This window comes from Streptomyces ipomoeae 91-03, from assembly GCF_000317595.1.
Lineage (GTDB): Bacteria > Actinomycetota > Actinomycetes > Streptomycetales > Streptomycetaceae > Streptomyces > Streptomyces ipomoeae.
This window is the reverse complement of the sequence record NZ_AEJC01000163.1, coordinates 1-19,402: the sequence shown is the minus strand read 5'-3', so window position 1 is coordinate 19,402 and position 19,402 is coordinate 1. Positions and strand designations below refer to the sequence as shown.

The 19,402-nt window shown below is 68.6% G+C and carries 17 protein-coding genes and 1 riboswitch; of the genes, 9 read left to right on the top strand and 8 right to left on the bottom strand.

Features of this window, described 5'->3' with window-relative positions; translation table 11 throughout:
- The 4 genes from STRIP9103_RS10810 to STRIP9103_RS10795 all read right to left on the bottom strand — a co-directional run.
- The coding region (locus STRIP9103_RS10810; protein WP_009307566.1) for a glycoside hydrolase family 3 N-terminal domain-containing protein at positions 1-433 on the bottom strand (433 nt) is incomplete at its 3' end.
- Positions 434-442: 9 nt separating this feature from the next.
- Positions 443-1,297 (bottom strand): carbohydrate ABC transporter permease, encoded by an 855-nt coding sequence (locus STRIP9103_RS10805; RefSeq protein ID WP_009307563.1) that lies wholly within the window; start codon positions 1,295-1,297, stop codon positions 443-445.
- A complete protein-coding gene (locus STRIP9103_RS10800) occupies positions 1,294-2,283 on the bottom strand; it encodes a carbohydrate ABC transporter permease (protein WP_048820068.1) in 990 nt (329 codons plus the stop codon). The genes STRIP9103_RS10805 and STRIP9103_RS10800 overlap by 4 nt, the downstream gene beginning before the upstream one ends.
- A 302-nt stretch (positions 2,284-2,585) precedes the next feature.
- Positions 2,586-3,866: an extracellular solute-binding protein gene (locus tag STRIP9103_RS10795; protein WP_009307570.1), complete on the bottom strand. Its 1,281-nt coding sequence runs from the start codon at positions 3,864-3,866 to the stop codon at positions 2,586-2,588.
- A 371-nt stretch (positions 3,867-4,237) separates the two neighbouring features.
- On the opposite strand from STRIP9103_RS10795, the gene STRIP9103_RS10790 reads away from it, so the two are divergent.
- From STRIP9103_RS10790 to STRIP9103_RS10755, 8 genes are all read left to right on the top strand, one after another.
- Entirely contained in the window at positions 4,238-5,002 is a 765-nt protein-coding gene (locus tag STRIP9103_RS10790; protein WP_009307553.1) for a GntR family transcriptional regulator, read from the top strand.
- Between the two features lie 112 nt (positions 5,003-5,114).
- Positions 5,115-7,268, top strand: coding sequence for a carbon starvation CstA family protein (locus STRIP9103_RS10785; protein WP_009307558.1), 2,154 nt, complete (start codon positions 5,115-5,117; stop codon positions 7,266-7,268).
- Complete coding sequence (locus tag STRIP9103_RS10780) at positions 7,240-7,449, top strand: YbdD/YjiX family protein (RefSeq protein WP_048820071.1); 210 nt, start codon at positions 7,240-7,242, stop codon at positions 7,447-7,449. The genes STRIP9103_RS10785 and STRIP9103_RS10780 overlap by 29 nt, the downstream gene beginning before the upstream one ends.
- 135 nt (positions 7,450-7,584) lie before the next feature.
- On the top strand, positions 7,585-7,866 hold the full coding sequence (locus STRIP9103_RS10775) for a DUF3311 domain-containing protein (RefSeq protein WP_181800327.1): 282 nt from the start codon (positions 7,585-7,587) through the stop codon (positions 7,864-7,866).
- Positions 7,863-9,491 carry a monocarboxylate uptake permease MctP gene (mctP, locus tag STRIP9103_RS10770; protein ID WP_048820066.1) on the top strand — a complete coding sequence of 543 codons (1,629 nt, stop codon included), beginning with the start codon at positions 7,863-7,865 and terminating at the stop codon, positions 9,489-9,491. Before STRIP9103_RS10775 ends, mctP begins: the two co-directional genes overlap by 4 nt.
- A 128-nt stretch (positions 9,492-9,619) precedes the next feature.
- Entirely contained in the window at positions 9,620-10,612 is a 993-nt protein-coding gene (locus tag STRIP9103_RS10765; protein ID WP_009307561.1) for a nucleoside hydrolase, read from the top strand.
- A gap of 166 nt (positions 10,613-10,778) precedes the next feature.
- Positions 10,779-10,913, top strand: a riboswitch (cobalamin riboswitch).
- Positions 10,914-11,037: 124 nt separating this feature from the next.
- Entirely contained in the window at positions 11,038-13,458 is a 2,421-nt protein-coding gene (locus STRIP9103_RS10760; RefSeq protein WP_009307573.1) for a ribonucleoside-diphosphate reductase subunit alpha, read from the top strand.
- Positions 13,459-13,520: 62 nt separating this feature from the next.
- Complete coding sequence (locus STRIP9103_RS10755) at positions 13,521-14,477, top strand: ribonucleotide-diphosphate reductase subunit beta (protein WP_234022170.1); 957 nt, start codon at positions 13,521-13,523, stop codon at positions 14,475-14,477.
- Positions 14,478-14,482: 5 nt separating this feature from the next.
- On the opposite strand, the gene STRIP9103_RS10750 is transcribed toward STRIP9103_RS10755, so the two are convergent.
- The gene (locus STRIP9103_RS10750; protein ID WP_009307554.1) at positions 14,483-15,277 is read right to left on the bottom strand and encodes a hypothetical protein; all 795 of its coding nucleotides are present in this window, start codon (positions 15,275-15,277) and stop codon (positions 14,483-14,485) included.
- Positions 15,278-15,343: 66 nt separating this feature from the next.
- Positions 15,344-15,571, bottom strand: coding sequence for a hypothetical protein (locus tag STRIP9103_RS10745; RefSeq protein WP_141574282.1), 228 nt, complete (start codon positions 15,569-15,571; stop codon positions 15,344-15,346).
- A gap of 93 nt (positions 15,572-15,664) precedes the next feature.
- Between STRIP9103_RS10745 and STRIP9103_RS10740 the strand changes: the two genes are divergently transcribed.
- Positions 15,665-16,627: a GlxA family transcriptional regulator gene (locus STRIP9103_RS10740; RefSeq protein WP_048820063.1), complete on the top strand. Its 963-nt coding sequence runs from the start codon at positions 15,665-15,667 to the stop codon at positions 16,625-16,627.
- A 94-nt stretch (positions 16,628-16,721) separates the two neighbouring features.
- Here the strand turns inward: STRIP9103_RS10740 and STRIP9103_RS10735 are convergent, their stop codons facing one another.
- Positions 16,722-18,092 carry a bifunctional albaflavenone monooxygenase/terpene synthase gene (locus STRIP9103_RS10735; protein ID WP_009307575.1) on the bottom strand — a complete coding sequence of 457 codons (1,371 nt, stop codon included), beginning with the start codon at positions 18,090-18,092 and terminating at the stop codon, positions 16,722-16,724.
- The gene (gene cyc1, locus STRIP9103_RS10730; RefSeq protein ID WP_009307568.1) at positions 18,089-19,174 is read right to left on the bottom strand and encodes an epi-isozizaene synthase; all 1,086 of its coding nucleotides are present in this window, start codon (positions 19,172-19,174) and stop codon (positions 18,089-18,091) included. Before cyc1 ends, STRIP9103_RS10735 begins: the two co-directional genes overlap by 4 nt.
- Positions 19,175-19,402 lie beyond the last annotated feature (228 nt).

Genomic DNA, 19,402 nt, shown 5'->3' with positions numbered 1-19,402 from the left:
CGGGGTTGGAGTTCACGTCCGCCGAGGGCGCCCAGTTGAGGTTGACGCCGCACTCCGCCAGGCGGCGGCCCAGTGCGAAGGCGACCTCTCTGGTCAGGTCCACGTCGTCGACGGCGCCCAGGGCGTGGTTGCCCGGGTAGGAGGAGCCGGTGCGGACCTCCAGGCGGGTGACGTCGCCGCCCTCCTCGTCGATCGCGACCAGGACGTCCTCGTGTTCGGCGCGCAGCTGGGCGGTGAGGGCGGCCAGTTGTTCGGGTGAGGTGATGTTGCGGCCGAAGAGGCCGACGGAGGCGAGGCCCTCGCCCAGGCGGCGCAGCAGCCAGTCGGGGGCGGTGGTGCCGGTGAAGCCGGGCTGCAGGACCGTCAGGGCGTCCCGCGTGAGCCCGTCCCCTCCCGAGTTGAAAGCGGTCGGGCCAGTGGCGAATGTCGTCATCGGGTGCGGTTATCCCTTCACGGCGCCCGCGGTGAGGCCCGCGGCCATCTTGCGCTGGACGAGGAGGAAGAGGACGACGATCGGCACGGCCATCATCGTGGAGCCAGCCATCATCGGGGCGTATTCGGTGCCGTGTTTGGTGGTGAAGTTGCCGAGCCAGACGGTCGCGGTCTGGTTCTGCTGGCTCATCAGCATCAGGGCGTACAGGTATTCGTTCCACGCCTGGATGAAGCCGTACACCGAGGTCGCCACCATGCCCGGCGCGAGCAGCGGGAAGACCACGCGGAGGAAGGCGGTGGTGCGGGAGCAGCCGTCGACCATGGCCGCCTCCTCCAGCTCGCGTGGGATGTTGACGATGAAGCCGCGCAGGGTCCACACGGTGAACGGGAGGATGAAGGTCAGGTAGGTGATGACCAGGCCGGACAGCCGGTCGTACTGACCCAGGTCGTTCAGGAGCAGGAAGACCGGGATGATCATCGCGACCAGCGGGACCATCTGCACCGCCAGGATGCCGACGATCACCACTTTCCGGCCCCGGAACGCGAAGCGGGAGATGGCCAGGGCTGCCAGCATGCCGACGACGATGCCGATCGCGACCACGGTGAGGGACACGACCAGGCTGCGGCCCACCGGACCCCAGAAGTCGGCGATGTTCAGCGCCCGGCTGAAGTTGGAGAGCGTCAGACCGGTCGGCAGCAGGCTCGGGTCCGGGTCGATGGCGTCCTTCGCCGGTTTGAACGCCGTGTTCAGCATCCAGTAGACGGGGAAGCCCGCGGTGACGAAGACGAGCAGACCGAGGAGGTTCCAGCCGAGCTTCGACGACTTGCGGCGCCCGGAGGCACCGGAGACGACAGCGGTACTCATTCGACCTCTCCGATCTTCAGCATCTGGCGCATGTAGACGCCGATCACGCCCAGCAGCAACACCACGGTCAGCAGGGCGATCGCCGAGCCCTGCGCGTAGTCGTTGACCACGAACGCCTTGTCGTACGAGTACGTGGTGAGCAGCTGGAACTCGGCCTCCGGATGGCCGCCCCGCATCACGAAGACCTGCGGGAAGACGCCCATGTCCCAGATGACCGAGAGCGTCGTCAGCATCACGACGATCGGCTTGAGGATGGGCAGGGTGACGAACCGGAACACGCCCCAGGCGCCCGCGCCGTCCAGCCGGGCCGCCTCCTCCAGCTCCTTCGGCACCTGGGTGAGTCCGGCGCCGAGGGTGATGACGACGAACGGCACCGCGCCCCAGACCACGAGCAGCGTGATCACGGCGAGGCCCTCGGGGCCGTCGGCGAACCAGTTGTGGCCGATCATGTCGACGCCGGGAAGCTTGCTGAGCAGGGCGTTGAAGATGCCGTAGTCGGAGTCGAAGAGCCACTTGAAGACGGTCGTGGCCACGATGATCGGCATGCCCCAGCTCGCCACCAGGGCGATGTTGATGAGCGTCTTCACCCAGCCGGAGACCCGCTGGAGCAGCAGGGCGATCAGCATGCCGACGACCATCGTGAAGATCACGCAGGCGACGGCGAAGACGATGGTCCGTACGACGACGGTCCAGAACTCGCCGTCGCCCAGCACCTCGGCGAAGTTGTCGAAGCCGACCGACTCGGCGGGCTTGAAGCCCCACAGCTGGGACTGGCCGAACTCCTGGAAGGAGAGGGTGACCAGCCGGACCAGCGGATAGCCGAGGACGAGGGCGAGGATCAGCAGGCAGGGCGCGAGCAGCAGCCAGGGCACGGCGGGCCCACCGGAGCGCCGCTTGCCCGGGCCTCTCTCGGCGACGGCGACTGGTGACGGCGCCTGCCGCGGCGGCGGCACCTTTGTGGAGGTGGTCGTATCTGCGGCACTCATCGCGCTCCTAAGCAAATAAGGAAAGGCCGGGCAACGCCGCCCCTCAAGGGGCGCGGGGCGGTATCGATATGCGGCTACCGCCGCGCGTGCGCGACCAGCCACGACGCACCGGCAGCGAACCGACAACCCATCGCGGCACTTTCGTATGTCACCCACCGGCCGGACCGATGTCACCCACGGCCGGGCCCGGCACCATCGGCCCGGCCCGACCACAGGTCACCCCAAGCCCAAGCCCCGGGCCCGGCACCATCGGCCGGCCCGACCGCAGGTCACCCCCAGCCAGGCCGACCGCAGGTCACCCGTCACTCGTTGTTGATGACCTTGTCGATCGCAGCATCCGCTTCCTTCGCGGCGTCCTCCACGGACTGCTTACCGGTGCCGATGCTCTGGAGCATGGTCTGCAGGATCTGGGCCTTCTCGACCTGGCCCCACCCGGGTGCCATCGGGACGAACCAGTTGGACTCGGCCGCGGTGGCCGGGACCGCCGTCGCCGGGTCGTCCTTCAGGGTGGCGAGGTCGGTCTTGTTGTTGGGCAGGTTGCCCTTCTCCATCAGGCCCTTCTGGCCGGAGGAGCCCGCGAAGGCGTTGATCCACTCGGCGGCGACGGCCTGGGCGTCGGACTTCACCGGTACGGCGAGGTCGGAGCCGCCGAGGAAGACGGGGAGGTTCTTGCCGGACGGGCCGGGCATCACGAAGTTCTCGACGTTGCCGGCGAGCTTGCCGGTCTTGTCGTTCTCCTTGGCCGCGGCGGTCGCGCCCTCCCAGGCGGGGGCGAAGATCATGCCGGACTTACCCTGGCCGTAGACGATGTAACGGTCGGACTCGTCCTTGGTCTTGTCGCCGTGCATGTACGTGTCGACGACGTTCTTGAACTCGTCGAGGCCCTTGATCGACTCGGGCGAGGAGAGGTTGGCCTTCCACTTGCCGCCCGACTCGACCGCGATGGAGCCACCGGCGTCGTAGACGAAGGACATGGCCGCGTACCAGTCACGGGTCGGCTGGTACCAGGCGCTGAACTTGTCGCCCTGCTTCTTCTGCACCTTGTCCAGGGCGGCGGTCAGTTCGTCGTACGTCTTCGGCGTGGACTTGACGCCCACCTCGGCGAAGACGTCCTTGCGCCAGTTGGCGACCCGGCCGCCGGCGTAGTACGGGACGCCGTAGGTCTTGCCCTCATAGGTGACGGAGGCCTTGAGGCCGTCCAGCCAGGCGCCCGCGTTGTCGAACTTCGCCGGGTCGACGGGGGCGAAGGCGCCCTTGACCATGTAGGCGAGCATCTCGGTGTTGCCCATCTCGACCACGTCGGGGGCCTTGTCGGTGGCGAGGACGGCGTCGAGCTTGGCGTTCTTGTCGGGCCAGCCGTAGTACTCGTGCTTGATCTTGATGCCGGGGTGCTTCTTCTCGATGGCCGCGTCGGCGGCCTTGACCAGCTCGGGCCAGTTGTTCTGCGCGTCCACCGTGAGCCAGACGGTCAGCTCCTTGGTGTCCGCCGCCGATTCCGAGCCACCGTTCCCGCCGCCCCCGCACGCCGCGATGGAGACCATCATGCCCGCGACACAGATCGCGGTTGTCAGCTTGCGCTTCACGCCACCCTCCTCAGGGATGCACAACTCCTCAGGGATGCCACCAACCCCCCTGCTCCCCGCAGTGACACGCGTACCGCCCATGGGGCCGGGACCTGGACCAATGGTGTAGACCAGTACGCCGGAGCTTGGCTCAGACCATTCGGTGTGTCAAGAGCACGCGAACCCGCTCTCACCAGCCGTTATGCGACCTACATATGCAAGAACCTTTATGTAAGAAGGCAGCGAAAACCGCACGCTTGAGCCACACTCTTCAGGTAGACCACTGAGCCTGCGTGGAGTAGACCAACGGGCGCCCTCGCCATGGACTAGACCAGCGGGGCCTGCGAAGGTATACAGAGGGATCACGCCACGAGGAGCCGGGAAGGCGGAGCATGAGCAGCGACGTCAGCAGTGCGGAGAACGAGAACGGGGCGAACGTCCGTACCGCGCGCGTGCCCAAGTACTACCGCCTGAAGAAGCATCTGCTCGACATGACCGAGACGCTGCCGCCCGGCACGCCGGTCCCGCCCGAACGCACGCTCGCCGCCGAGTTCGACACCTCGCGCACCACCGTGCGGCAGGCGTTGCAGGAGCTGGTCGTCGAGGGGCGCCTGGAGCGCATCCAGGGCAAGGGCACGTTCGTCGCCAAGCCGAAGGTCTCCCAGGCGCTGCAGCTCACCTCGTACACCGAGGACATGCGCGCCCAGCGCCTCGAACCGACCTCGCAGCTGCTGGACATCGGCTACATCACCGCCGACGACACCCTCGCCGGGCTGCTCGACATCACCGCCGGCGGACGGGTGCTGCGGATCGAGCGTCTGCGCATGGCGAACGGCGAGCCGATGGCCATCGAGACGACGCATCTCTCCGCGAAGCGCTTCCCGGCCCTGCGCAGGTCGCTGGTCAAGTACACCTCCCTCTACACCGCGCTCGCCGAGGTGTACGACGTCCATCTCGCCGAGGCCGAGGAGACCATCGAGACCTCTCTCGCCACCCCGCGCGAGGCCGGCCTTCTCGGCACGGACGTGGGCCTGCCGATGCTGATGCTCTCCCGCCACTCCCTGGACAAGGAGGGGCAGCCGGTGGAGTGGGTGCGGTCGGTGTACCGGGGCGACCGGTACAAGTTCGTGGCAAGGCTCAAGCGCCCCCAGGACTGAGGCACTTGACGTCGTACGCCCTACGGTCACAGGTGGTGCACGCGGTGTAGCGCGATCGCCGCTCCTGGCTCTACGGTCCTTGCGTCGCCGCATGGACACGGGAGGCCCCGCTGTGCGTACCGCGAACGTCCGAACCATCGTCATCTGGACCCTCGTCGCCCTGGTCGCCGCAGCCGGTTGGGCCGTGCTGGCGCTGGCGCGGGGCGAGAACGTGTCGGCCGCGTGGATGGTCGCCGCCGCGCTCGGCTCGTACGCGATCGCCTACCGCTTCTACGCCAGGTTCATCGCGTACAAGGTCCTCAAGGTCGACAGGACCCGGGCCACCCCGGCGGAGCGCCTGAACAACGGCATCGACTTCCACCCCACCGACCGACGCGTGCTGCTCGGCCATCACTTCGCGGCGATCGCGGGCGCGGGCCCGCTGGTCGGCCCGGTGCTGGCCGCGCAGATGGGCTATCTGCCGGGCACGATCTGGATCATCGCGGGCGTCGTCTTCGCGGGCGCCGTCCAGGACATGGTGGTGCTGTTCTTCTCGACGCGCCGGGACGGCCGGTCACTGGGTCAGATGGCCCGCGAGGAGATCGGCCCGTTCGGCGGGGCCGCCGCACTGGTCGCCGCCTTCGCCATCATGATCATCCTGCTGGGTGTGCTGGCGCTGGTCGTCGTCAACGCGCTCGCGGCCTCGCCCTGGGGCACGTTCTCCATCGCGATGACGATCCCGATCGCCCTGCTGATGGGCTTCTACCTGCGCGTGCTGCGGCCGGGGCGGGTCGCCGAGGTCTCCCTGATCGGCGTCGGGCTGCTGCTGCTCGCGCTGGTCGCGGGCCGCTGGGTGGCGGAGTCGTCATGGGCGGACGCCTTCACGCTGGAGCCCTCCACCCTGGTGATCTGGCTGGTGGCGTACGGCTTCATCGCCTCGATCCTGCCGGTGTGGATGCTGCTGGCGCCCCGCGACTACCTGTCCACCTTCATGAAGATCGGCACGATCCTGCTGCTCGCGCTGGGCGTGGTGTTCACCCTGCCGACGCTGAGGATGGACGCGGTGACGGACTTCGCCTCGCGCGGCGACGGCCCGGTCTTCGCGGGCTCGCTCTTCCCGTTCGTCTTCATCACCATCGCCTGCGGGGCCCTGTCCGGCTTCCACGCCCTGATCTCCTCCGGTACGACGCCGAAGATGATCCAGAAGGAGACACAGGTCCGGATGATCGGCTACGGCTCCATGCTGATGGAGTCGTCCGTGGCCGTGATGGCGCTGATCGCGGCCTCCGTCATCGACCCGGGCCTGTACTTCGCGATGAACGCGCCCGCCGGGGTCATCGGCGACACGGTGCAGAACGCCTCGCAGGTGGTGGGCAGTTGGGGCTACCAGATCTCCCCGGAGGCACTGGCCGCCGCCGCGAAGAACGTCGAGGAGGCGTCCCTGCTGTCCCGTACCGGGGGTGCGCCCACGCTCGCCGTCGGTGTCTCGGAGATCTTCTCGCAGGTCACGGGCGACGGGCTGCGGGCCTTCTGGTATCACTTCGCAATCATGTTCGAGGCGCTGTTCATCCTGACCGCGCTCGACGCCGGCACCCGTGTGGGCCGCTTCATGCTCCAGGACATGCTGGGCAATGTGTACCGGCCGTTCAGGAACGTCAGTTGGAAACCCGGCCTGGTCATCACCAGCGCGGCGGTGTGCGGGCTGTGGGGGTACTTCCTGTGGGTGGGCGTCCACGAACCGCTCGGCGGCATCAACCAGCTGTTCCCGATCTTCGGTATCTCCAACCAGCTCCTCGCGGCGGTCGCCCTCGCGGTCTGTACGACGCTGCTGGTGAAATCGGGCCGCCTCAAGTGGGCCTGGATCACGGGGATTCCGCTGGCCTGGGACGCTACGGCCACCCTGACCGCCAGCTACCAGAAGGTGTTCTCCGGCGATCCGCGCGTCGGCTTCTTCGAGCAGCGCGCCGTCTACCAGGACGGCATCGACCGGGGCGAGGTCATCGCCCCCGCCAAGAGCATGGACGACATGCACACCATCGTCACCAACTCCACGGTCGACGGCGTCCTTTCGGCGGTCCTGGCCCTGCTGATCATCGTGGTGATCGCGGACGCCACCCGGGTCTGTGTACGGCACGTACGGCGTCCGGCGCTGTCCACGCTGAGCGAGGCCAAGTACGTCGAGTCGAAGATCGTCGCACCGGCGGGGCTGTTCCCGACCGAGGAGGAGAAGGAGGAGGCGGCGCGTGACGCGGTCGGTGCTGGGCAGAGCGGCGCTCAGGGCGGTTAGCGCGGCCCGGGGCGTGCGCTGGTACGTACGGGAGCTGACCGACGAGTCGGCGTACGACCGTTACGTGGACCATCTGCGCACGCACGCCCCGGACGCGCCGGTGCCGACCCGGCGGGAGTTCGAGCGGATGCGGACCGACCGGCAGGAAGCGGATCCACGACAGGGGTTCCGCTGCTGCTGAGCGGCCCGTCGCACAGCGGGCATTCCCACAAATCCGTTATGCGGACAGGGGTTCCTTAAAGCAGAACTGTCCCTTAGATTTCCTGCGCATTACACAGGTGATCACAGGTGATCAGTGAGGGGACGGAGCCGTGCCATGTCAGAAGCGTCTGAAGTGAAGCCACCGGGGGCACCCGTGGTGACACCTGTCAGGGTGGTCATCGCCCTGTGCCTGTTCGCCCCGTTCGTGGCGATGCTCTGGGTCGGCTCCTACGCCAAGACGGACCCGGCGTTCATCGGTATCCCGTTCTTCTACTGGTACCAGATGGCCTGGGTGCTCATCTCCACGGCGCTCACCGGCGCCGCGTACGTGCTGTGGCAGCGTGACCAGCGCGCCCGCAAGGCCCAGCGGTCCCAGGACGGGGGTGTCGCGAAGTGAAGGACGGCGTGAACGGCGTGGCACTCGCCGTCTTCATCTTCTTCTTCCTGGCCGTCACGGTCATGGGCTTCCTGGCCGCGCGCTGGCGCAAGGCCGAGAACGAGCACAGCCTCGACGAATGGGGTCTGGGCGGCCGGTCGTTCGGCACCTGGATCACCTGGTTCCTGCTGGGCGGCGACCTGTACACGGCGTACACCTTCGTCGCGGTACCGGCGGCGATCTACGCGGCGGGCGCGGCCGGCTTCTTCGCGGTGCCCTACACGATCCTGATCTACCCGCTGATCTTCACGTTCCTGCCCCGCCTGTGGTCGGTGTCGCACAAGCACGGGTATGTGACGACGTCCGACTTCGTACGCGGGCGCTTCGGCTCGAAGGGCCTGTCGCTGGCGGTCGCCCTGACCGGCATCCTGGCGACGATGCCGTACATCGCGCTCCAACTGGTCGGCATCCAGGCCGTCCTGGACGTGATGGGCGTCGGCGGCGGTGAGAACACCAACTGGTTCATCAAGGACCTGCCGCTGCTGATCGCCTTCGGCGTGCTGGCCGCGTACACCTACTCGTCCGGCCTGCGGGCGCCCGCGCTGATCGCGTTCGTGAAGGACACGCTGATCTACATCGTCATCGCGGTGGCGATCATCTACATCCCGATCAAGCTGGGCGGCTTCGACGACATCTTCGCCAAGGCGGGCGAGGCCTTCGGCCAGACCAACCCGGCCACCGGCAAACCGCGCGGGGCCGTCGTCCCGGGCGACGCGAACCAGTGGACGTACGCGACCCTCGCCCTCGGCTCGGCGCTCGCGCTCTTCATGTACCCGCACTCCATCACGGCGACGCTGTCGTCGAAGAGCCGTGAGGTGATCCGCCGCAACACCACGATCCTCCCGCTCTACTCCCTGATGCTGGGTCTGCTCGCCCTGCTGGGCTTCATGGCGATCGCGGCCGGGATCAAGGTGCAGAACGGACAGCTGGCGATCCCGCAGCTGTTCGAGACGATGTTCCCGGACTGGTTCGCCGGCGTGGCCTTCGCGGCGATCGGCATCGGTGCGCTCGTGCCGGCGGCGATCATGTCCATCGCGGCGGCGAACCTCTTCACCCGCAACATCTACAAGGACTTCATCAGGCCGAACGCGACGCCCGAGCAGGAGACCAAGGTCTCCAAGCTGGTCTCGCTGCTGGTGAAGGTGGGCGCCCTGGTCTTCGTCCTGACCATGGACAAGACGGTCGCCATCAACTTCCAGCTCCTCGGCGGCATCTGGATCCTCCAGACCTTCCCGGCGCTGGTCGGCGGCCTCTTCACCCGCTGGTTCCACCGCTGGGCGCTCCTCGCCGGCTGGGCGGTCGGCATGCTCTACGGCACGATGGCCGCGTACGGCGTCGCCTCGCCGACCCAGAAGCACTTCGGCGGCTCCTCCGCGGAGATCCCCGGCATCGGCGAGATCGGCTACATCGGTCTGACCGCGTTCGTGCTCAATGTCGTGGTCACGGTGGTCCTCACCTTCGTTCTGCGTGCCGCCAAGGCCCCCGACGGCATCGACGAGACCAAGCCGGAGGACTACACGGCGGACGCCGGCGACGCGGGCGTCCAGGTGGAACTGCCTCCGGCGACGGCGGGATCGAGCCACTAGGCCCCGGGGCGGCCGGGGAACTTCCTTCGCCCCCGCCGCCCCTACCCGTCCCTCCCCAGGGGCTGCGCCCCTGAAGGGGCGCGGGGAACCGCGCGGGCAACCACCCGCAACCCGACTACGCTGGCGGCGTGACCGTTCGTTCGCCGATCGTCCTCGACAGCGACCCCGGTATAGACGACGCCGTGGCCCTGCAGTACCTGCTCGGTACCGGCCTGTGGGACCTCAAGGCGTACACATCCGTCGGCGGCAACCTCCCGGCCGACGGAACCTACCGCAACGCACGCGCCCTGTCCCGCGCCCTCCGCATCGACGACGACGTCCCGGTGCACAGAGGCGCGGGCCGCCCCCTGTCCCGGCTCCCCTACCGGGAGGCATCCGCCTTCCACGGCCCGGCGGGACTGGGCAACGAGACGCTGCCCGACTCCACGGCCCCGCACCCGACGGAGTCGTCCGCGCAGGCCCTGCTACGGCTCTCCCGCGCGTACGAGGGCGAGCTGACGGTCTGCGCCACCGGCCCGCTCACGAACGTGGCGATCGCCCTGCTGGAGGACCCGGCGTTCGCCCACCGTGTCGGGAAGTTCGTGTTCATGAGCGGCGCCGCCCGGGTGCCGGGCAACTTCACCCCGGTCGCCGAGTTCAACATCTGGGCCGACCCGGACGCCGCCGAGGTGGTCCTCTCCTCCGGCATCCCGTTCACCATGGTCGACCTGGACGCCTCGCACCGCTGGCTGTTCCGCCCCGCGGACCTCGCGGCGCTGGAGGCCGCGGGCCCGGGCACGGCCCTCGCCGCCCGGCTGATGCGGACGTACATGGACGCCTACACCCGCCACGGCGGAGACGGCACCTGCCCGCTGCACGATCCGTTGGCCGTGGGGGTCTGCGGGGACGAGGCGTTCATCGAGGCCGCCGAAGGAGCCGTCGTCGTCGAGTGCGCGAGCGAACTGACCCGCGGCCAGACCGTCTTCGTACCGGCCGACGCCCGCCGCGTCCACTACTCCGAGTCCCCCGCCCTGACGACCCGTCTGCGCACCACCGGCCGCGTCGCCCTGGGCCCCGGCACCCGCGACTTCAGCAAGGACTTCGTGACCACGCTGCCGCAGTGGCCGGCCACGGCTCCGTAGCGGTCCACGAACGGTTGGGCCTCACTCGCACACCCGAGCGCGACCGGAGCCCCTCCCCCACCTCCACGACATCGGGCCGCTCACCCATGAGTTGACGCTCTGACACGCTCCGAAGTCGGATACGACACAACATGTGGGGGTGACACCGCGACCCGGCACTAGATGTATGCTCATGCTCGCTGTCGCCGCAGGGGAATCCGGTGCGAATCCGGAACTGTCCCGCAACGGTGTACTCGCGTGCGTTCATGCCCTTCGCGCACGCCTGTTGAGTCCGAGGACCTGCCGACGGCGCACCCGGCCGTCCGGTCCGGGTGCCCTGACGTCCGGGCCTCGTGGAATGGGCCGGTGGACTCGACGCCTCCGTGCGCTCGTGTGCTGCTGCCTGCCCTCCGCCAGGTCCACCGCCGAGCGAGGGAGTGCCCCACGTGACCATCGCGCCAGCCGACCCGGCTTCAGCCGCCCCGGCATCGGCCGCCCCGGTGTCGGAGACCGACGGTCCCGGTACCGCTTTGCTGCGGACCCTGACCGAGCTGACCGCCGACCTTCCCGACGCCGACCCCGGCCGGGTCGCCGCCGCCGCGCTGCGCGGCCGGTCCGCTCGGGGGACCTTCGACGAGGTCACCGCGGAGCTGCGCGAGCTGGCCACGGAGGCGTCCGCCGGGCTCATCTCCGAGGACCCCGCCTACTCGAAGCTGGCCGCCCGGCTGCTGGCGATCGGCATCCGCGCCGAGGCCGCCTCCCAGGGCGTCACCACGTTCACGGAGTCCATCGCGGTGGGACACCGGGAGGGCCTCGTCGCGGACCGTACGGCGGAGTTCGTACGGGTCCACGCCGAGCGCCTGGACGCGCTCGTCGACCCCGCCGCCGACGACCGCTTCGGCTACTTCGGCCTGCGCACCCTGCACAGCCGCTATCTGCTCCGGCACCCGATCACCCGCAAGGTCATCGAGACGCCCCAGCACTTCATGCTGCGCGTCGCCTCCGGCCTCGCCGAGGACACCGCGCTCGACGCGAGGACGGGCACCCGCTCCGTCGACGAAGTCGCCGCGCTCTACGGGCTCATGAGCCGACTGGACTACCTCCCGTCCTCCCCCACCCTCTTCAACTCCGGCACCCGGCACCCCCAGATGTCGTCCTGCTACCTCCTCGACTCCCCGCTGGACGAGCTGGACTCCATCTACGACCGCTACCACCAGGTGGCCCGCCTCTCGAAGCACGCGGGCGGCATCGGACTGTCGTACTCCCGTATCCGTTCCCGGGGTTCGCTGATCCGGGGCACCAACGGGCACTCCAACGGCATCGTGCCGTTCCTGAAGACGCTGGACGCCTCGGTCGCCGCCGTGAACCAGGGCGGTCGGCGCAAGGGCGCGGCGGCGGTCTACCTGGAGACCTGGCACTCCGACATCGAGGAGTTCCTGGAGCTGCGCGACAACACCGGTGAGGACGCCCGGCGTACGCACAATCTGAACCTGGCGCACTGGATCCCGGACGAGTTCATGCGCCGGGTGAACGCCGACGAGCGCTGGTCCCTGTTCTCCCCCGCCGATGTGCCCGAGCTGGTGGACCTGTGGGGCGAGGAGTTCGACGCGGCGTACCGGAAGGCCGAGGCGGACGGGCTGGCGAAGAAGACCATCCCGGCCCGCGATCTCTACGGCCGGATGATGCGCACCCTCGCGCAGACCGGCAACGGCTGGATGACCTTCAAGGACGCCGCCAACCGCACGGCCAACCAGACGGCCGAGGCGGGCCGTGTCGTCCACTCCTCCAACCTCTGCACGGAGATCCTGGAGGTCACGGACGACGGGGAGACGGCCGTCTGCAACCTGGGTTCGGTGAACCTGGGCGCGTTCGTCGACCAGGCGACCGGCGACCTGGACTGGGAGCGACTGGACGAGACCGTCCGCACCGCCGTGACCTTCCTCGACCGTGTCGTCGACATCAACTTCTACCCGACCGAGCAGGCGGGCCGTTCGAACGCCAGGTGGCGCCCGGTGGGCCTCGGCGCGATGGGCCTCCAGGACGTCTTCTTCAAGCTCCGGCTGCCCTTCGACTCCCCCGAGGCGAAGGCCCTGTCCACGCGGATCGCCGAGCGGATCATGCTCGCCGCGTACGAGACCTCCACCGACCTCGCCGAGCGCGACGGCCCGCTGCCGGCCTGGGAGAAGACCCGTACGGCCCGTGGTGTGCTGCACCCCGACCACTACGGCGTCGAGTTCACCTGGCCGGAGCGCTGGGCGGCCCTGCGCGAGCGCATCGCGACGACGGGCATGCGCAACTCGCTGCTCCTCGCCATCGCGCCCACCGCCACCATCGCGTCGATCGCCGGTGTGTACGAGTGCATCGAGCCGCAGGTGTCCAACCTGTTCAAGCGCGAGACCCTCTCCGGTGAGTTCCTCCAGGTCAACTCCTACCTGGTGCAGGACCTGAAGGCGCTGGGCGTGTGGGACGCCCGTACCCGTGAGGCGCTGCGCGACTCGAACGGCTCGGTGCAGGACTTCGCGTGGATCCCGGCCGACGTACGGGCGCTGTACCGCACGGCGTGGGAGATCCCGCAGCGCGGCCTGATCGACATGGCGGCGGCGCGGACCCCGTACCTGGACCAGTCCCAGTCGCTGAACCTGTTCCTGGAGACGCCGACCATCGGCAAGCTCTCCTCGATGTACGCGTACGCCTGGAAGTCGGGGCTGAAGACGACGTACTACCTGCGTTCGCGCCCGGCGACCCGTATCGCCCGTGCCGCCGGTTCCTCTTCCGCCGCGGCCACTCCCGTCCCCGTTCAGGCGACCGCCGACGACGCCGTCGCCTGCTCCCTGGAAAACCCCGAGTCCTGCGAGGCCTGCCAGTGACGACCGCCCCGACCGACCAGAAGAACCTGCTCGACCCCGGCTTCGAGCTGACTCTGCGCCCCATGCGCTACCCGGACTTCTACGAGCGCTACCGGGACGCCATCAAGAACACCTGGACCGTGGAGGAGGTCGACCTCCACTCGGACGTCGCCGACCTCGCGAAGCTCTCCCCCGCCGAGCAGCACCTGATCGGCCGTCTGGTCGCCTTCTTCGCGACGGGCGACTCGATCGTCGCGAACAACCTGGTGCTGACGCTGTACAAGCACATCAACTCCCCCGAGGCCCGGCTGTACTTGAGCCGTCAGCTCTTCGAGGAGGCCGTGCACGTCCAGTTCTATCTGACGCTGCTCGACACCTATCTCCCCGACCCGGAGGACCGCGCGGCGGCCTTCGCGGCCGTGGAGAACATCCCGTCCATCCGTGAGAAGGCCCAGTTCTGCTTCACATGGATGGACTCGGTGGAGAAGCTGGACCGCCTGGAGTCCAAGGCGGACCGCCGCCGCTTCCTGCTCAACCTGATCTGCTTCGCCGCGTGCATCGAGGGCCTGTTCTTCTACGGCGCCTTCGCGTACGTCTACTGGTTCCGCAGCCGGGGTCTGCTGCACGGCCTGGCGACCGGCACCAACTGGGTGTTCCGCGACGAGACGATGCACATGTCCTTCGCGTTCGACGTGGTGGACACCGTCCGCAAGGAGGAGCCGGACCTCTTCGACGACCGGCTTCAGCAGCAGGTGACGGACATGCTGCGGGAGGCCGTCGAGGCCGAGCTGCAGTTCGCCCGCGACCTGTGCGGTGACGGCCTGCCGGGCATGAACACCGACTCCATGCGGCAGTACCTGGAGTGCGTCGCCGACCAGCGTCTGACGCGCCTCGGCTTCGCCCCGGTGTACGGCTCGGAGAACCCGTTCTCCTTCATGGAGCTGCAGGGCGTCCAGGAGCTGACCAACTTCTTCGAGCGGCGCCCGTCCGCGTACCAGGTCGCGGTGGAGGGCACCGTCGACCTGGACGAGGATTTCTGAGCGGCCTACTTCAGGGTGACCGCGTCCCCGGCCGACGTGACCCTCGCGGTCGTCGTCGTGCCGGGGAAGTACCAGCGCCAGGTGCCCGCCGACGTGACGGTCACCTTCGTGCCGATCTTCCCGGCGCTGCCCGTCTTCACCGTCTTGACGGTGGTGTAACGGGTGGCGCCCTTCTTCTTGAACTGCAACTGCACCGACTGCTTGGTGAACCCGTTGTACTTCAGGGTCTCCCAGTTGGCCCGGGTGAGCTTGCCGGTGACGGTGACCTTGGCGCCCTTGGCGACCTTCTCCGGCTTGATGAACGCGGTGAGGGCCGAGGCGCGCTTGACCTTGTACAGGGCGATGCGGTCCGAGATCCAGTAGTCGCCGTCGTTCGCCTTGACGGTGGCGTTGACCTGCCAGACACCGGCGGCGGCGTTGGTGTCGCCCTCGGTGCTCTGCGGGATCCACCCGGGGTCGACCGTCATGGTCGCCGTGCACACGGACGTCGTCCTGCTCTTCTTGACGCACTTCGTGCCGGTCCAGTCGAAGAAGCTGCCGGCGTTGTGGGTGTTGAAGGTGCTGACGCGGGTGAGCCCCTTCACCCCCGAGTCGTCCTTGATCGTGACGGCGATCGGGAAAGTGACGGTCTTGGACGTCCCCACGATCACGTTCCTGCCGCCGTTGACGACCGTCTTCGTGACGCGGACATCGCCCCTGCCCTCCGCGTGGGCCCCGGTCGCGGCCAGCAGCACCAGGGCCGCCGCCCCGCCCGCCACGGCCAGCGTCCGGTTGTGTGCGGGGCGCGTTCTGTGTCTCATGATCCTCCCCTTTGTGGTCGAGGAGAGGCTACACAGACGATCGACCGGCGTCGTACGGATTTGCGATCAGGCCGCGCGGGCCATGCGGTGCGAGGAGGCTCCCCGCACGTCGGTGCGCGCGTACGCCTCCCGAACGGTTCCGTCGATGGCGGCCTCGCGCCGCTCCGCGTCCCTGAGCTGCCGGTCGACGCGCCGGTCGCGTACGGCGCCGATGACGGCGGGCAGGATCACCAGGGCGAGCATCCCGAGGACGACCAGTGTTCCGATGAGTGTTTGCGTCTGCGTCTCGTTCATGGACACCACTTTGCTGCCGGACGCTCCTGGCCAACAGTGGCAGGACTGCCGCACACCCTCGAATTACTGCCATCGGCGAGGCACACTGGCAGCATGCTGACAAACGTGGCCACGGTCCTCCTCGACGGCGTGCACCCCTTCGAACTCGGCGTCGCCTGCGAAGTCTTCGGGCTCGATCGCAGTGACGAGGGCCTGCCGGTCTACGACTTCGCGGTCGCCTCGGCGGAGGGCCCGACGCTGCGTACGCCCTCCGGGTTCACCGTCTCCACCACGTACGGGCTCGACCGGCTGGAGGAGGCCGACCTCGTCGTCGTACCGGCCGGTGACAGCTATGTGCATCGGATCTACCCGACCGAGCTGCTGGACGCGTTGCGCCGGGCCGTCGACCGCGGTGCCCGGGTGCTGAGCGTGTGCTCGGGGGTGTTCGCGCTCGGTGCGGCCGGGCTGCTGGACGGGCGGGCCTGCGCGGTGCACTGGAAGCACGCCGAGGAGCTGGCGCGGCGGTATCCGCGGGCGATCGTGGAGCCGGACGTGCTGTACGTGGACGCGGACCCGGTGATCACCTCGGCGGGCACGGCGGCCGGCATCGACGCCTGTCTGCACATCGTCCGCAAGGAGCAGGGACCGGAGGTCGCCAACAAGATCGCCCGGCGCATGGTCGTGCCGCCGCACCGGGACGGCGGTCAGGCCCAGTACATCGAGCGACCGCTGCCACCCTCGCAGGGCGACACGATGAGTGAGATGCTGGCCTGGATGGAGCGCCATCTCGACAAGGAGGTCACCGTCGAGCAGCTCGCCGCCCGCGCCCACATGTCCCCGCGGACGTTCGCCCGCCGCTTCCAGCAGGAGACCGGGACCACCCCGTACCGCTGGATCCTGCGGCAACGGGTGCTGCTGGCCCAGCGGTTGCTGGAGGCGACGGACGAGACGATGGACGCCATCGCCTGGCGCACCGGCTTCGGCACCGCGGCAGCCCTGCGCCATCAGTTCGTACGGTCCCTGGGCACGACCCCTCAGGCCTACCGCCGGACCTTCCGGGGCCCGGAGGCCGCCTGACGGGGCGCCGGGCCGCTCGGGCGGCCGAGCCCGGCGGGCTGCCGGGCGCGCGCTCAGGCGGTCGGTGCTTCCTCCCGAGGGCGCGCCCCGGACCTCACCTCGGTACGGCCCTCAGCCGCAGATCGTGCGGCCGGAGGGTGATGCCGACCCGGGTCGCGCCGTTGGAGTCGGGTACCTGCTCCAGACGCCACCTCCTCGCCACCGCCGCCGTGATGAGGGTGAGCTGCGCCATCGAGAAGTGGTCGCTCGGGCACTTCCGGTTGCCCACACCGAAGGGCTTCACGGCGTACTTGGGAACCTCCTGGGAGCGCTCCGGAAGCCAGCGGTCCGGGTCGAAGTCGAGATTCCGTACGAATGACTTCGGATCGCGTTGGATCGCGTACGGGCAGTACACGAGATCGGCACCGGCCGGAATGCGATACCCGCCCAGTTCGGTGTCGGTCACCGCGCGTCGCGTCAATATCCAGACGGCCGGGCGCAGTCGCATGGCCTCGACGACGACATTGTTGGTGTGTCGCAACCGGCGTACGTCCGCGAATGCGACGGGCCGGTCGCCGACGACCGATTCGACCTCCGCGCGGATCCGGTCGACGTGCTCCGGATGCTCGGCGAGAGTCTGGAGCAGCCCCATGAGCGTGGACGCGACGGCTTCGCTGCCGGGGGTGAGTACCGCGACGACCTGGTCGTGGATCTCCTGTTCCCCTATGGGGTCGCCGTTCTCGTCTTTCGCCTCCAGCAATGCCGTCAGCAAATCGTCCGGCTTTTGGCCGGAGGCCCGGCGCTCGGCGACGATCTCGTCGACGAGGAGGTGCAGGTCGGCCAATGCGCGGTTGAATTCGCGAATGGCCGGCAGGGGCAGCCGGTACAGGGCCCCGGCGGGCACCACCATGCGCCGGTACATCCCCCGGAACACGGTGGAGAGCGCGGCACACAGCCGCTCGGCCCGCTCGTCCATGTAGTCGCCCCGCAGCAGACAGCGGGCCGCGATGCGGACGGCGACCCGGAACGACTCGGAGGTGCAGTCGACGGCGTCGAGCCCCGCCATACGGGCCGCGAAGTCCGTCGCCTCCTCCTCCATGATCGGCCCGTACGCGGGGATCGCGTCGAGCCGGAACGCGGGCTGGATGGTGCGCCGTTGCCGCCGGTGGCGGGGCCCGTTCGCGGTGGCCACACCCTCCTTGCCGAGCAGGCTCTCCAGGGTCTCCCAGAGCGGCCCGGCGATCTTGAAGTCGGGGCTGAGCGCCAGGGCTCCGGTGAGGTCCGGGGCGGTGACGGCGTACACCTCCTTCGGGCCCAGCTTCAGCCGGACGACATCGCCCTCCGCACGCAGCCGGGCCAGGAAGGCCAGCGGGTCGCGCATGAGTTTCCAGCCGTGGCCGAGGACCGGGACGGCGCCGCCCGCCAGGGGCGGAGTCAGTGGTTCCGGGGTGGGGGGCGGGGCCGCTTTCACCGACTCGACGGTCATTTCTCACCTGCCGCTTCGTTGTTGACGTACGGGGGCGTGGACCGGTCGTCCCAACTGTCGACCCGGTAACGGCCCGACTCATGGTGGAACCAGTAGACGGAACTGAACCAGTTGCGCATGTTCACGACGCACGCGCGCACGGCGACGCTCAGTCGCATTCCCCGGAGGGTGCCGTCGGCGAGTTCGTCGGCCAGTCGAAGCGCGTCCTTCTCGGCCACAAGGAATCCGGCGACGCATTCCTCGACCCGTCGCCGGACTTCCACGATGGCCTCTTCGAGTGTCAGTCCCCAGTGCTGGATGAGACTGATTCCCAGATTGTGGACCTCATCGCCCGCTATTTCCTTGGGCAGTGAGCAGAGGTCGTTGTACCAGGCGGCGAATTCCTGGCTCAGCAGAGCCGCCCGGCGATATGCCGGGTGCTTCCTCACTCCGACGGGGAGTTCGCATCCCGCGCTGGGCTCCAGGAGGTCGGTCCAGATCCAGTGCGCGAAAGTGAGCCGCCGCAGTTCGAGATATTCCTCGACGGTCGGGACGACACCGTTCGCCCGGTTGTGGAATTCCCGGTCGTACGCGTCGATCACGGCGTGGAAGTGCCGGGCGAAGCGGGCGTTCCAGCTCCTGCCGAGGAACGAGTACAACCGCAGCGTGCTGTCCGCGAACCCGGCGACCAGCGGGTCGTGGTGGTGCAGCTGGTCCCGTGGGGAGTCCACGGCCGTGTGGAGCCGCCGCTTGAGCCGCCACCAGGCGAGCGGCCGGCCGTGAATGACGTCGCGGTCGTGACGGTCGTCCCAGACGAAGAACCACGCGCTGTAGTCCGCTATCGCCTGGATCACCTCATTGGGGGCACCGAGGTAGTACCCCGCCATGAGGTCGGTATAGCAAAGTCCGTCGGCATATTCCCGGACCTTGCCCGCCGGCATGAGACGCTTTTCCAGCAGCCAGGCGCGCGTCCCCTCCTGCACCTGGGGCCAATACGGATGGAGTTGACGAGGAAAGGCCTTCTCGATGACCGGTAAGGAGAGAGACGGCGGAACCGCGATTGCTGTCTGTGTCGGTGATGCGCTGTGTGGGCCAGCAGGCACGAACAAACCCCTCTCAGCCGCCAGTTGACACACACCCCTTCCCGCTGTGCCGGGCGTGCGCCGTTGCGTATCCCCGCACTTCCCATTCAGCACCACAACTCACCGCCATGGGAATGGATTTGCTTCGCTCACTACCCCTGGGATGCCGAGAACCCTGCGCCGCCCCACTGGTTCTGGAGCACTGTCGGTGCGCAAGGGATCGAATGTGCGACAGACACACGGACGACG